This window comes from Dehalococcoides mccartyi 195 (assembly GCF_000011905.1).
Taxonomy (GTDB): domain Bacteria; phylum Chloroflexota; class Dehalococcoidia; order Dehalococcoidales; family Dehalococcoidaceae; genus Dehalococcoides; species Dehalococcoides mccartyi.
The window spans coordinates 349,434-363,147 of the sequence record NC_002936.3 but is presented as its reverse complement, the minus strand read 5'-3'; the positions used below and the strand labels follow the sequence as shown (position 1 = coordinate 363,147).

Sequence of the window (13,714 nt, the reverse complement as noted above, 5' to 3'; positions counted from 1 at the left end):
AAGTGCACAGGATAGAAGTCTCCCTGAAACCGGAGTGGCCAGACCCGAAAGGCAACAGCATTTGCCGTGATATACAAGACCTTGGCATTACCTCAGTTAGCGAAGTGCGGGTAATAGACGTTTTCTGGCTGGAGGGACAGCTTTCAGACAGTGAAGTCCTGACCATTTCCGGGGAGCTTCTTTCAGACAAGATAATCCAGACCTTTAAATATGACGCCAACTGCCCGCAGGCGGAAGCTGACGGCTTTTCGGCTATAGAAGTCACCTATAACGCCGGGGTAACCGACCCGGTTCAGGAAACTATCCTCAAAGCCATTTCTGATTTGGGCATAAAGGGCGTAACTGCCGCCAAAACGGCCAAACGCTATCTGCTTAAGGGGGAAATTTCGGCTGACGAACTGGATACCATCGGCAGTAAGCTTCTTATAAACCCCATTGTCCAGCATGTGGTTAAGAGCGGTTCAAACCCCTTCCCCCCTAACCCGAAGTATACTTTTAAACTGAGGAAGATTGACCTGCTGGCCGAAAAGCTGAAGGACAACATGGCCTCGCTGGGCAAGGAGTTCAGCCTGAGCCACCAGGAACTTTCGGCTATTTATGAACATTACCTGAAACTGGGGCGGGCACCCACTGATGCCGAACTGGAAACCCTGGCCCAGACCTGGAGCGAACACTGCTGCCATAAAACATTTAAGGCTATGCTGGATTATGACGGCCAGATTATAAATAACCTGCTGAAGCAGACTATAGCCAAAGCCACTGCTGAACTTAACAAACCCTGGTGCTTATCTGTTTTTGTAGATAACTCCGGCGTAATAGAGTTTGATGATAAATGGGGGGTCTGCTTTAAGGCTGAAACCCATAATCACCCGTCAGCGGTTGAGCCATACGGCGGGGCGGCTACCGGCATTGGCGGGGTAATCCGTGACATACTGGGCACGGGACTTGCCGCCAAACCCATTGCCAATACAGATGTATTCTGTTTCGGCCAACCTGACCTGCCAGAAAATGAACTGCCCCCGGGAGTGCTTCATCCCCGCCGTGTTTTCAAAGGGGTACGCTCCGGCGTGGCAGATTACGGCAACCGTATGGGCATACCCACAGTTAACGGGGCAGTCCTTTTTGATGAACGCTATACCGCCAACCCGCTGGTTTACTGCGGTACTATAGGCCTGATACCCAAAAAATACGCCCTGCCGGGCAAGCAATCTGCCGGTGATTTGGTGGTGCTGATTGGCGGGCGTACCGGGCGTGACGGCATACACGGGGTAACCTTTGCCTCCGGCGAACTGAATGACCGCTCTACCGAGCTGTCTTTTACCGCCGTCCAGATAGGCAACCCCATTGTGGAAAAGCGGATGCTGGATACTTTGCTTGCCGCCCGTGACCGTGAGCTGTTTGTACGCATTACAGACTGCGGCGGCGGGGGTTTAAGCTCTGCCATAGGCGAAATGGCTGAATCTACCGGGGTAAAAGTCTATCTGGATAAAGTACCCTTGAAATACTCCGGCCTGACCTACTCTGAAATATGGATATCCGAAAGCCAGGAACGGATGCTGCTGGCAGTTAAAAAAGAAAAACTGAGTGAGATTATGGCACTCTTTGAAAGCGAAGGGGTAGAAGCGTCGGTCATAGGCGAATTCAGCAATGACCGCCACCTCAAGCTTTTTTACGAAGACAATCCGGTAGCTGACTTGCAGATGGACTTCCTGCATAACGGGCGGCCTCAGCTGGAATTAACTGCCACCCGCCACAAACACCGCCACCCCGAAGCTGACTTTGACTGCCCGGAAGATTTGGAAACCGAGCTTAAAAATATACTTTCCCACTGGAATGTGTGCAGCCGGGAGTGGATAATCCGCCAGTATGACCATGAAGTACAGGGCGGGAGCGTCCTCAAACCCATGGCGGGGGCTGAAAATGACGGGCCGGGTGATGCCGCCGTTATCCGCCCGGTGCTTGGCTCAAAGAAAGCGGTAGTAATATCAAACGGCATTAACCCCAGCTACGCTGACGTAGATGCCTACAATATGGCCGCATCGGCTATAGACGAAGCCCTGCGGCAGATTATTGCGGTAGGCGGCAACCTGGACAGGGTAGCCCTGCTGGATAACTTCAGCTGGGGCAATGCCAGCCGCCCCGAAAGCCTGGGGGATTTGGTACGTGCCTGTCAGGCCTGCCATGACCTTTCCCTGGTCTTTGAAACCCCCTTTATTTCAGGCAAAGACAGCCTGAATAACGAATTCCGTTATAATGACAAGCTGATTACCATTCCCCACACCCTGCTTATTTCCGCCATAGGGGTAATGGAAGACGGTGAGAAGGCCGTCAGTATGGATTTCAAAAAAGCCGGAAACCTTATTTATCTTGTGGGCAAAACCGCCGAAGAACTGGGCGGTTCCCATTACTTCAAAAACCACAGCTTTATAGGCAACCGGGCACCCGCCGTAAATGCAGAGCGCGCCAAAGAAAACATGCAGGCCCTTTCTTCCGCTACCGCCAAAGGGCTGGTGGCTGCCTGCCATGACCTGTCCGAAGGCGGGCTGGGAGTTGCGGCGGCCGAAATGGCCTTCAGCGGCAAACTGGGGGCAAACATACGTCTGGCAGATGTACCTCTTTCTGAAAAGATAGAGCGGGAAGATTACATACTCTTTTCAGAGTCCAACAGCCGTTTTCTGGCAGAAGTATCACCCGAACATAAGGCCGAATTTGAAAAGCTGATGCAGGCGGGAGACTTCGGGCTTATAGGTGAGGTCACCGCCGAACCCCGTCTGAAAATAAGCGGGCTGGGCGGCAGGGAGATTATTATAAACACCCCGGTTAGCGAACTGAAAGAGGCCTGGCAAAGGCCGATGCGCTGGTAGGTAGAGATGAGCAAAGTAAAAACCCTGATACTCCGCACACCCGGTACTAACTGTGATATTGAAACGTCTTATGCCTTTGAGCTGGCCGGCTCCGAAACAGAGATGGTGCATATAAACGAACTCCTGGCCAAGCCTTCGCGCTTAGCCGAATTTCAGATAATGGCTTTCCCCGGCGGCTTCGGCTACGGTGATGACCTGGGGGCGGGACGGGTACTGGCTAATGAAGTACGCCTGAAACTGGGTGAAAAAATAAACCGTTTCCACGAAAGCGGCGGGCTTATTATAGGTATCTGCAACGGCTTTCAGGCACTGGTCAAAACCGGCATACTGCCCGGCCCTATGAAAGACGGGCAGAAAATAACCCTGACAGAAAACAACTCCGGCCGTTTTGAATGCCGCTGGACATACCTTGCGGTAAACCCCTTTTCCACCTGCGTGTTCACCCAGGGTATAGACCGCCTGTATCTGCCGGTAGCCCACGGCGAAGGTAAACTGCTGGGCAGCCCGGAAGTAATAAACAAGCTTAATTCAGTGGTTTATTATACCGACAAAGACGGCAAACGCAACTCCCCCTACCCAGCTAATCCGGCCGGCACCCTGATGGATATTGCCGGTATTGCAGACGAAAGCGGGCGGATATTTGCCCTTATGCCCCACCCGGAGCGGTTTGTCCGGGGCAGCCAGCACCCGCGCTGGCCGGCGGAAGGCCTTAAAGAAGAAGGCGACGGGCTGAAAATATTTACCAATGCCGTAAAATGGGCACGCCAGGTCTGAGACCGGAAAATATAGCTGGTGCGCTCCATTTTTGTAATAAATACATGACATCAGCCGCAGCTTTTAGCCGCTTCGGCACCGGAAGCGGTGTTGCTGGCTAATTGGGCTTGTGTTATACTTCTGTGTTATCATCATGCAAATATTGCTATTAAACGGTTTTTAACTAACTAGGAGGGGATAGAGCTTGCCAACTACAAACATCAAAGAGCTTCTGGAAGCCGGGGCGCATTTTGGTCACCAGACCAGCCGCTGGCATCCGCGGATGAAGAAATATATCTTCACCAAACGCAACGGTATTCACATTATTGACCTTGAAAAGACCGTAGTCATGCTGGACAAAGCCTGCAATTACATTAATCAGGTTGTCAGTGAAGGCGGTAAGGTTCTTTTTGTCGGTACCAAAAAACAGGCCCAGGAAATTTTGGCTGAAGAAGCCAAGAGATGCGGCATGTATTTTATCAATCAGCGCTGGACCGGTGGCATTTTAACCAATTTCCATTCCATCCAGTCACGGATTGATTATCTGGTACGGCTGGAAGACCAGCAGGCCAGGGGTGATTTTAACCGTCTGCCCAAGAAAGAAGCTCAGAAACTGGCAGAAGAGATTGCCCGTCTGAACCGCACTATGGGCGGCTTCAAAGAAATGACCCGCCTGCCGGATGTAATCTTTGTGGTAGACCCCACTAAAGAAAAGATTGCTATGGCCGAAGCCAAACGGATGGGTGTCCCGCTGGTGGCTATGGTTGATACCAACTGCAATCCTGACGAAGTTGACTATCCTATTCCTTCTAACGATGACGCTATGCGGGCTATCAAACTCATCTGCTCCAAAATGGCTGATTCCGTTATCGAAGCCCAGAACGCCCTGAAGGTTACCGAAGTTGAAACCACCGGCGAAGCTCAGGCTGAAACTGCCGGTTAAATAATAAACACTGGAGTTAATAAATTGGCTATCAATGCTGAACAGATAAAGGAACTCCGCGAGAAATGCGGCGCAGGCGTTATGGAATGCCGCAACGCTCTGATGGATTCAAATGGCAATGTTGAAAAAGCCCAGGAGATTCTCCGGGAGAAAGGCCTGGTAAAAGCCGCCAAGAAGGCTGAACGTGAAACTGTCCAGGGTATTGTGGAATCCTATATTCATACCCAGGGACGGATAGGTGCGCTGGTTGAGCTTAACTGCGAAACTGACTTTGTTGCCCGCACTGATGCCTTTAAGGAACTGGCCCACAATCTGGCCATGCAGGTTGCGGCCATGTGTCCGCTTTACCTGTCTGAAGAAGACCGCCCGGCCGAATGTGAAGTTGAAGCCGAAAACGCCTGCCTGCTGCTTCAGCCTTACATCAAAGACCTCTCCAAAACCATCAACGGTCTCATTATTGAGACTGTTGCCAAGGTTGGAGAGAATATCCGCCTGAAGCGGTTTGCCCGATTTGAGCTTGGAGGCTAGTACCGGTATTTTTTATGGCTGAAATAAAATATAAACGTATCCTGTTAAAACTCAGTGGAGAGGCTTTCAAAGGAGCCACCGGATACGGTATTGATATCCCTACCGTAAGAAGTATTGCCCACGAGATTAAGCATATCTGCCTTATGGGCGTGGAAGTGGCCATTGTGGTAGGGGGAGGCAATATTTGGCGGGGGGCAACCGCCGCCAAAGAGGGAATTGACCGGGTTTCAGCCGATTATGCTGGTATGCTGGCCACTATTATAAACGCCCTTACCCTGCAGGATGCCCTGGAACGTGAGGGCATCGTAACCCGCACCCAATCCGCTCTGGCAGTACAGCAGGTAGCCGAGCCGTATATCTGCAGACGGGCTATCCGCCACCTGGAAAAAGGGCGGGTAGTAATATTTGCCGGAGGCACCGGCAACCCCTATATGACCACCGACACTGCCGCCGCTTTACGGGCCATAGAGATAGAAGCCGATGTGCTTCTTATGGCCAAAAATAAGGTGGACGGCGTTTATACCGCTGACCCCAAAAAACACCCCGAAGCTACCCTTTTCCAGCACCTTACTCATATGGAAGCTATAAATAAGCGCCTCCAGGTTATGGATGCAACGGCCCTTTCACTTTGTCTGGATAATAAATTGCCGATTATTGTGTTTGACCTCCAATCCTCCGAAAGCCTGGTGAGCGCCATTTCCGGTCAGCCGATAGGTACATTAATATCCAGCGAGAGTTAAAATGATAAACGAAATTTTACAAAAATCTGAAAAAAAGATGGCTGCTTCGCTTGATGTGCTTTCGCAGGAACTCTCCGGCATACGCACCGGGCGTTCGTCCCCGGCCCTGGTTGAACATATCAAAGTGGAATATGCCGGCGTACCCACCCCTATTAACCATCTGGCCAGCATTGCCGCTCCTGACCCGCGTTATATTACTATTCAGCCCTGGGACAGAAGCTGCCTTTCCGCTATTGAGAAGGCCATTATGAAATCTGATTTGGGTCTTATGCCCAATAATGACGGCAATATTATCCGCCTGAATATACCCCCCCTGTCTGAAGAACGCCGCCAGGAAATGATTAAAATGGTCAGCAAAAGGCTGGAAGAAGACAAAATAGCCATGAGAAATGTCCGCCGTGATGCAATGGACGAAATGAAAAAACTGGAAAAGTCCAAGGAAATCTCCCAGGACGACCTGAAACGCGGCTCTGACCAGCTTCAGAAGATAACAGACAGCTTTATTGCCAAGGCTGACAAGCTGGGAGCGGATAAAGAAACTGAACTAAAGCAAGTTTAACCCCCTATTCTCCGTCAAACTCAAAGGATAGTCCGGCAACCCCCTGTTGCGATAGAGGTTTTTATCTTGGACACAACAGTTAGAATAAATAATACCCCCCCGAACCACATCGCAATAATAATGGATGGAAATGGCCGCTGGGCGGAACGCCGCGGCCTTAGCCGTTTAGATGGGCATAAAGCCGGCCTTGAAAACGCCAGACAAATTATCCGCCACTTAAATTCGCTGGGGGTCAAATACGTTACCCTCTACAGTTTTTCCACTGAGAACTGGAAACGCCCGGATACCGAGATAAAAGGGCTTTTCGGGCTGATAAATGACATTATGTCATCTTATATCCCGGAGCTGGTGGAAAACAACGTCCGTTTAAAACATCTGGGGCATCTGGATAAACTGCCATCTGTACTAAAAGATAAACTGGCAGACCTGCTGTCCCGTACCAGCCGGAATACCGGCCTGACCCTGTGTCTGGCCTTTGATTACGGCGGGCGGGATGAAATTATTCAGGCGGTAAAAAAGCTGGTTAAAGACGGATTAGCCGCTGATAAAATAACCGAAAATGTATTTGACGGCTATTTGTATACCGCAGGCATACCGGAAGCTGATTTAGTAATCCGCACCGGCGGCGAAATGCGGCTTTCCAATTTTCTCCTGTGGCAGTCAGCCTACAGCGAGTTGTATTTTTCGGAAGTAATGTGGCCGGATTTCGGTGAAAAAGAAATTGATAACGCTATCTCTGCCTTTAATCAGCGGCAGAGACGTTTTGGTGGTTTGTAAATTATGCTTAAAAAACGCGTTTTAAGCGGCTGCCTGCTGGCCATTATTGCTCTGGCAGTTATCTGGATTGACCAGCCCATAGCCTGGCTGACCCTGGCTATGGCGGTGGTAGTCGCCCTGGCCCTAAATGAATTTTACAATGCCGTTACCGTTTACCTTAAATCCCAGCCCTTCAAGGCGCTGGGCATTTTCTGGGGTATGCTTATCGTAATCAGCCCCCATCTGCAAATAGAAAGCGTCTTGCCGTTCTTACTGGGGTCTTTCAGCCTGACCTCACTCATATACCTGCTGACCCTGAAAGACCGCACAGATGCCTTTCCCCGCTGGGCTTGGACACTCTCCGGGGTAATTTATATCGGTCTGCTCTCCAGTTTCTGGGTGGCCCTGCGCGAACTGCCCATGGGACGCGAATGGGTGCTCTGGACGCTGATTCTTACCGCCGCTACCGATACAATGGCTTTTTTCATAGGCAGCCGTTTCGGCAAACAGAAAATGGCACCCTCCATCAGCCCCAACAAAAGCTGGCAGGGAGCTATAGGCGGGGCGGTATTCAGTATTATAGTCGCCCCCATTTTTGCTGACTTGCTGGGACTGCCTATAAATGTATTTGTGGCCATGCTGATAGGTCTTTTGGTCAGCGTAGCCGGACAAACCGGGGATATCGCCGAATCTCTGTTTAAACGCAATATGCACTGTAAAGATTCCGGGAATCTGATACCCGGACACGGCGGAATTATGGACCGCCTGGACAGCCTGCTTTTTACCGGCATAGTGGTATACTACTACGTGATATGGTTCATTCAATAAAAAACATTGTCATACTGGGGTCTACCGGTTCTATTGGCCGCCAGACTCTGGAGGTTATCCATTCACTGCCGGACCGGTTCAAGGTACTGGGACTGGCTGGCGGAACGAATGCAAATCTGCTTAAAGAACAAACCGAGCAGTTCCGCCCCAAATACATCTACTGCCAAAACTGCCATGATACTAACGCCTGTACCGCCCGTTTTATCCCCATGGAGGAAATGGCCGCCCTGCCCGAAGCCGACATAGTGGTAGTGGCCACCCCCGGCAGTGCCGGTTTGCAGCCGGTGCTTGCCGCTGCCAGAGCCGGCAAGGTAATAGCTTTGGCCAACAAGGAATCCCTGGTTTCAGCCGGGGAGATAGTAACCGCCACCGCACAGGAAAACAGAGCTAAAATACTGCCGGTGGACAGTGAACACAGTGCCATCTGGCAGTGTTTGTCAGGTGAGGTCACACCCCCCGCCCGGATTATCCTGACCGCCTCAGGCGGACCTTTCCGTTCCTTAACTAAAGACGAAATAGCCAAAGTCACCCCTGAACAGGCACTTAAGCACCCCTCCTGGAAAATGGGAACCAAGGTTACCATAGACTCAGCCAGTCTCATGAATAAAGGGCTGGAGATAATAGAAGCCCGCTGGCTGTTTGATATGCCGGTACGGAATATTCAAGTGGTTATCCATCCCCAGAGCATTATTCACTCCATGGTGGAGTTTGCAGACGGCAGCCTTAAAGCCCAGCTGTCACGGCCGGATATGCGTTTCCCCATTCAGTGTGCTCTCACCTACCCCGAAAGGCTGACCAACCTCACCCTACCCCGCCTAAACTGGGCGGAAATAGGCAAGCTGGACTTTGAAATGCCGGACATGGACAGATTTCCCTGCCTGAAGTTAGCCATATCCGCCGGAGAAGAAGGCAAAACCTTTCCGGCAGCACTGTGCGCCGCAGACGAATTGGCTGTTGAGATGTTCCTGAAGGGTGAGATAGGATTCGGGCAGATACCCCAACTGATAGCCAAAGTACTGGATGCCCATCAGGCTGTTGCCAGCCCATCTCTGGATGATATTCTGGCCGCAGATGCCTGGGCACGCCGCAAAGTAACCGAACTGGCAGGTAAACTATAAATGCTGTTAACCATTGTTTCTTTTCTGATTATATTTTCCATAGTAGTTATCTCCCATGAGCTTGGCCATTTCTTTTCCGCCAAAGCTATAGGGGTAAAGGTGGAGGAATTCGGGTTTGGCTATCCGCCTAAAATATTCGGCCGCAAATTCGGACAGACTGAGTACAGCCTTAACTGGCTGCCGCTGGGCGGTTTTGTAAAAGTAGAGGATGACCCCGTAAATAATAAAGGCCTTTCCTCAAAAAGTGCCGGGAAGCGTCTGCTCTTTTTCAGTGCCGGAGCTTTGGTAAACGCTGTTTTACCCATTATTCTGTTTGCCTTTGCCCTGATGGTGCCGCATGACGTGCTGGTGGGCAGGGTAAACGTGGAAGAAGTAGTGCCGGATTCACCTGCCGCTTTAGCCGGGCTGGTAGCGGGTGATACTATTTTAAGTGTAAACGGCACTGAAATACGGAACACCTCCGAATTTTCCCGTATTTCCCAGCTGAATCTGGGGCAAACCATAGAAATAACCGTACTCCATGCTGACCAGACCCAAAGTACTGTCAGTTTGTCTCCCCGCTGGCAGCCGCCGGCCGGTGAAGGCCCGGTGGGTATTTCACTGCAAACTCTGGACTACCAGATAATAAGCGAAAGCGAGTCTGTTCTGGCTTCCATTCCCCTGTCTATACAGCAAAATTTTGAAACCCTGGTGCTTTTTAAAAACTCCATACTGGGCCTTATCATGGGCAGTGTACCCTTTGACGTAGTGGGGCCGGTGGGGCTTGCCCAGATGACCGGGGATGTGGCACGTGCCGGGATTGGCCCTCTGCTGGAGTTTACCGCTTTCCTCAGCCTGAATCTGGCTATTATCAATTTGCTGCCCCTGCCCGCCCTTGACGGCGGACGGATATTGTTTGTATTTATTGAGTGGATACGGGGCGGCAGACGCATCTCTCCCAGAGTGGAAAACCTTATCCATATGACCGGGTTTTTCCTGCTGATAGGGCTTATGCTGGCGGTAACCTTTCAGGATATTATACGCATTGCCCAAGGCTAGTTTCTGATATACTCTCTACGAAGAGGCTTTTAAAATATGATTATGCGGCGTAAAAGTACTGAAATCCGGCTGGGGAATATAACTATCGGGGGGAATGCCCCGGTATCAGTCCAGTCCATGACCAAAACAGATACCCGCAATATCCCGGCTACAATTTCCCAAATAAAAGAGCTGGAAGAATGCGGCTGTGAAATAATCCGGCTGGCTATACCGGATATGGAAGCCGCCACTGCCCTGAAATCTATCCGCAAAGAAGTCAGGATACCTATTGTGGCGGATATTCATTTTGATTACCGCCTGGCACTAGCAGCACTCTTAGCCGGGGCAGACGGCCTCAGGCTCAATCCCGGCAATATCGGTGACCCGGAACGGGTTAAAGCGGTGGTCAGGGCGGCAAAAGAACGGGAAATCCCAATCCGTATCGGGGTAAATGCCGGCAGCCTGCCCAAAGACCTGCCCCCAGAGCTCACCACTGCCCAAAAGATGGTCAAAGCCGCCATGGGGCATATAAAGATACTGGAAGCCCTGGATTTCAGCCTGATTAAGGTTTCACTGAAGGCTTTTGACGTGCCTACCACCGTTGAAGCCTACCGCCAGATAGCTTCCCTTATACCCTACCCGCTTCATGTGGGCATTACCGAAACAGGCACCCCCAAAACCGGTCTGGTGCGAAGTGCGGTGGGCATAGGCAACCTGCTGTATATGGGTATCGGGGATACTATCCGGGTTTCCCTGACTTCCCCGCCCCAGGAAGAAGTATTTGCCGCTTATGAAATACTGAAAAGCCTGAACTTAAGGCAGCGCGGCCCGGTGCTGGTCAGCTGCCCTACCTGCTCCCGGACCGAAGTGGATATTGTGGGTATTGCCGCCAGGGTGCAGGAAGCCCTGAACAAAATAGATAAACCGATCAGGGTGGCCGTAATGGGCTGTGCCGTAAACGGCCCCGGCGAAGCCAAAGAGGCTGATTTGGGCATAGCCTGCGGCAAGGGACAGGGGCTGCTATTCCGCAAGGGTGAAAAGATAGCCTCCTTTCCCGAAGATGAGCTGGTAAATGCCCTGCTGCGGGAAATAGCTTCCCTGTAGTTTATATGCCCCCGCTTTCAGGCTTCTTTGGCAGATGATTTTAGGGTATAATCCTTCTTGGCAAGCCGTTATTTACAAGGAGCTTTTAATATGCGTTATTCCAGGTTATTTGGCAAGACCCAGCGTGAAATCCCGTCAGATGCCGAAACTATAAGCCACCAGCTGCTGCTGCGTTCGGGTATGATAGCCCAGCTGACCGCCGGAGTATATTCGTTTATGCCTCTGGCCTGGCGGTCTATCCAGAAAATTGAAAACATTATCCGGCAGGAAATGAATAAATCAGGCTGCCAGGAACTGGCCATGCCGGTACTCCAGCCGGTGGAAATATGGCAGCAAAGCGGACGCGAAGCCCCCTTCGGGCAGACCCTTTTCCATTTGAAAGACCGCAAAGACCGTAATCTGGTGCTTGGCCCTACCCACGAGGAGGTTATAACCGACCTTGCCAGCCGCTATATCCAGAGCTACCGTGACCTGCCCCAGCGGCTTTACCAGATACAGACCAAATTCCGTGATGAGCCACGCCCCCGCGGCGGGCTGATACGGGTACGCGAATTTATTATGAAAGATATGTACAGCTTTGATGCCAGCCCCGAAGGGCTGGACGAAAGCTACCAGACTATGAAACAGGCCTATGAAAACGTATACCGCCGCTGCGGTCTGGAATCTATGGTAATAGATGCGGACAGCGGGGCAATAGGCGGAAAGGCCTCACACGAATTTATGATTGTGGCCGAAAGCGGCGAGGACAGTATTATCTACTGCCCGAAGTGCAATTATGCCGCCAATGCCGAAAAAGCAGTGTTCAAAAAGAAAACCCTGCCCAAAGAACCCCCGAAAGACTTAGAAGAAGTAGCCACCCCCGGCCAGAAGACTATTTCAGAGGTAGCCGCTTTTCTTTCGCTCAAACCGGAAAATACCCTCAAAGCAGTCTTTTACATGGCAGACGGAAAGTTTGTGATGGCGGTCATACGGGGAGATTTGGATATAAACGAAATAAAGCTGAAAAATCTGCTGAAATGCAATGATTTGCGTCTTGCGGAAGACAGCGAAGTAAAAGCCGCCGGGATAGCAGCCGGATTTGCATCACCCGTGGGGCTGAAAAATAGCCTGACAGTGGCTGATGACTCTGTTGAAAACGGCTCTAACTTTGTAGCCGGGGCTAACAAAGACGGCTTTCACCTGAAAAACGTCAACTTCGGGCGGGATTTCAAGGCAGATAAAATGGCGGATATTGCCCTGGCGGCAGAAGGTGCTGCCTGCCCCTTCTGTGACGGCACTTTTGCCTCCAAACGGGGGGTGGAAGTGGGGCATATTTTTAAACTGGGAACATTCCTTTCAGAACGTTTCGGGGCAAACTTCACAGATGCCGAGGGCATCAGCCACCCGATAATAATGGGGTGCTACGGCATGGGGGTAGGACGGCTGCTGGCCGCCGCCATAGAGCAAAACCATGACGAAAAAGGCATTATCTGGCCTATGCCTATTGCCCCTTATCAGATATATATCTGCGGGCTTTTCCTGGATAACCCGGCAGTCAGCCAGGCGGCTGAAAAAATATATACCGAACTGGAAGCCCAAGGGGTGGAAGTGCTGTTTGACGACCGCGAACTTACAGCCGGGGTCAAATTTAACGATGCAGACCTCTTAGGTATCCCCCTGAGGCTGACTATAAGCCCCCGCAATCTGGATAAAGGCGGAGTGGAACTCAAGCTCCGCCGGAACAAAGAATCCGAACTTGTTCCGCTTGAAAGCATAATGGAAAGGGTAATCACCTGCATCAAGAGCCAGAGTGATTTATAACTGCCTGTTTTGCCCAAGAGCTGTCTAAAGGTAAAAAATCAGGGGGGCTAATAGCCCCCCTGATTTTTTATTTCTGTTCCGGCTTGTTTTTAAGTGAATCCAGATATCTCTGGTGAGATTCCCAGTAAGTCTTAATGGCTGACTCACGGTCTTCCCAGCCTTCAACACCGGTTTTCTTGGCTTCCAGTTCTTTATAGATGTTAAAGAAATGGAATATTTCTTTAAGCAGGTGGGGAGGCACGTCCGAAAGGTCACGGATAAAATTAAAGTGGGGGTCACCAATGGGTACGCACAGCAGCTTGGCATCCGGGCCTTTTTCATCGTACATTTTGAAAAGACCTACCGGCTTGGTCTCTATCAGACAGCCGGGGAAGGTGGGCTCCCAAACCAAAACCAAAGCATCAAGCGGGTCACCGTCTTCGGCCAGAGTATCCTCAATAAAACCGTAGTCACTGGGATAATGAACGGCCGAGAAAAGCATACGGTCAAACTTGATTACCTTGCGTTCTTTATCATATTCGTATTTATTTTGGCTACCCTTAGGTATTTCTATCATAACCTTAAGGATAATATCCGGGGTACTTGCCAGTTTCAGTCTTTTAAGTTTGGGGCATTTTGACTCACCGCAACCCACTATTGTCTTAAAATCTGAATTGATGGCTTCAACTTCTTTTTTAATCTGCTTTGAACTATCGCTTAACATT

Annotated in this window: 13 protein-coding genes; 12 read left to right on the top strand and 1 reads right to left on the bottom strand. The window is 50.8% G+C overall.

Annotated elements, in window-relative coordinates:
- The first annotated feature begins 2 nt into the window (after positions 1-2).
- From purL to DET_RS02050, 12 genes are all read left to right on the top strand, one after another.
- The gene (purL, locus tag DET_RS02110) at positions 3-2,864 is read left to right on the top strand and encodes a phosphoribosylformylglycinamidine synthase subunit PurL (RefSeq protein ID WP_010936158.1); all 2,862 of its coding nucleotides are present in this window, start codon (positions 3-5) and stop codon (positions 2,862-2,864) included.
- A 6-nt stretch (positions 2,865-2,870) separates the two neighbouring features.
- Complete coding sequence (purQ, locus tag DET_RS02105) at positions 2,871-3,638, top strand: phosphoribosylformylglycinamidine synthase I (RefSeq protein ID WP_010936157.1); 768 nt, start codon at positions 2,871-2,873, stop codon at positions 3,636-3,638.
- A 184-nt stretch (positions 3,639-3,822) separates the two neighbouring features.
- Positions 3,823-4,560 carry a 30S ribosomal protein S2 gene (gene rpsB / locus DET_RS02100; RefSeq protein ID WP_010936156.1) on the top strand — a complete coding sequence of 246 codons (738 nt, stop codon included), beginning with the start codon at positions 3,823-3,825 and terminating at the stop codon, positions 4,558-4,560.
- A gap of 24 nt (positions 4,561-4,584) precedes the next feature.
- Positions 4,585-5,088 (top strand): translation elongation factor Ts, encoded by a 504-nt coding sequence (gene tsf, locus DET_RS02095; protein ID WP_010936155.1) that lies wholly within the window; start codon positions 4,585-4,587, stop codon positions 5,086-5,088.
- Positions 5,089-5,102: 14 nt separating this feature from the next.
- Positions 5,103-5,828, top strand: coding sequence for a UMP kinase (gene pyrH / locus DET_RS02090; RefSeq protein ID WP_010936154.1), 726 nt, complete (start codon positions 5,103-5,105; stop codon positions 5,826-5,828).
- A gap of 1 nt (position 5,829) precedes the next feature.
- Positions 5,830-6,387 carry a ribosome recycling factor gene (gene frr, locus DET_RS02080; protein WP_010936153.1) on the top strand — a complete coding sequence of 186 codons (558 nt, stop codon included), beginning with the start codon at positions 5,830-5,832 and terminating at the stop codon, positions 6,385-6,387.
- 66 nt (positions 6,388-6,453) lie between these two features.
- Complete coding sequence (locus tag DET_RS02075; protein WP_010936152.1) at positions 6,454-7,164, top strand: isoprenyl transferase; 711 nt, start codon at positions 6,454-6,456, stop codon at positions 7,162-7,164.
- Positions 7,165-7,167: 3 nt separating this feature from the next.
- A complete protein-coding gene (locus DET_RS02070) occupies positions 7,168-7,971 on the top strand; it encodes a phosphatidate cytidylyltransferase (RefSeq protein WP_010936151.1) in 804 nt (267 codons plus the stop codon).
- Positions 7,956-9,089 carry a 1-deoxy-D-xylulose-5-phosphate reductoisomerase gene (locus DET_RS02065; RefSeq protein ID WP_010936150.1) on the top strand — a complete coding sequence of 378 codons (1,134 nt, stop codon included), beginning with the start codon at positions 7,956-7,958 and terminating at the stop codon, positions 9,087-9,089. The genes DET_RS02070 and DET_RS02065 overlap by 16 nt, the downstream gene beginning before the upstream one ends.
- Positions 9,090-10,127, top strand: a complete 1,038-nt coding sequence (locus DET_RS02060) for a M50 family metallopeptidase (RefSeq protein WP_010936149.1) — start codon at positions 9,090-9,092, stop codon at positions 10,125-10,127.
- Between the two features lie 36 nt (positions 10,128-10,163).
- Entirely contained in the window at positions 10,164-11,210 is a 1,047-nt protein-coding gene (gene ispG / locus DET_RS02055; protein ID WP_041223330.1) for a flavodoxin-dependent (E)-4-hydroxy-3-methylbut-2-enyl-diphosphate synthase, read from the top strand.
- Between the two features lie 90 nt (positions 11,211-11,300).
- Positions 11,301-13,010, top strand: a complete 1,710-nt coding sequence (locus DET_RS02050; protein ID WP_010936147.1) for a proline--tRNA ligase — start codon at positions 11,301-11,303, stop codon at positions 13,008-13,010.
- Between the two features lie 67 nt (positions 13,011-13,077).
- Here the strand turns inward: DET_RS02050 and DET_RS02045 are convergent, their stop codons facing one another.
- Positions 13,078-13,713 carry an inorganic diphosphatase gene (locus tag DET_RS02045; RefSeq protein WP_010936146.1) on the bottom strand — a complete coding sequence of 212 codons (636 nt, stop codon included), beginning with the start codon at positions 13,711-13,713 and terminating at the stop codon, positions 13,078-13,080.
- Position 13,714: the final 1 nt, after the last annotated feature.

Coding starts and splice junctions, on each gene's coding strand:
- DET_RS02070 (WP_010936151.1), top strand. CDS start 7,168: ATGCTTAAAAAACGCGTTTTAAGCGGCTGCCTGCTGGCCATTATTGCT.
- pyrH (WP_010936154.1), top strand. CDS start 5,103: ATGGCTGAAATAAAATATAAACGTATCCTGTTAAAACTCAGTGGAGAG.
- purQ (WP_010936157.1), top strand. CDS start 2,871: ATGAGCAAAGTAAAAACCCTGATACTCCGCACACCCGGTACTAACTGT.
- DET_RS02060 (WP_010936149.1), top strand. CDS start 9,090: ATGCTGTTAACCATTGTTTCTTTTCTGATTATATTTTCCATAGTAGTT.
- ispG (WP_041223330.1), top strand. CDS start 10,164: ATGATTATGCGGCGTAAAAGTACTGAAATCCGGCTGGGGAATATAACT.
- DET_RS02065 (WP_010936150.1), top strand. CDS start 7,956: ATGGTTCATTCAATAAAAAACATTGTCATACTGGGGTCTACCGGTTCT.
- DET_RS02050 (WP_010936147.1), top strand. CDS start 11,301: ATGCGTTATTCCAGGTTATTTGGCAAGACCCAGCGTGAAATCCCGTCA.
- frr (WP_010936153.1), top strand. CDS start 5,830: ATGATAAACGAAATTTTACAAAAATCTGAAAAAAAGATGGCTGCTTCG.
- DET_RS02045 (WP_010936146.1), bottom strand. CDS start 13,713: ATGTTAAGCGATAGTTCAAAGCAGATTAAAAAAGAAGTTGAAGCCATC.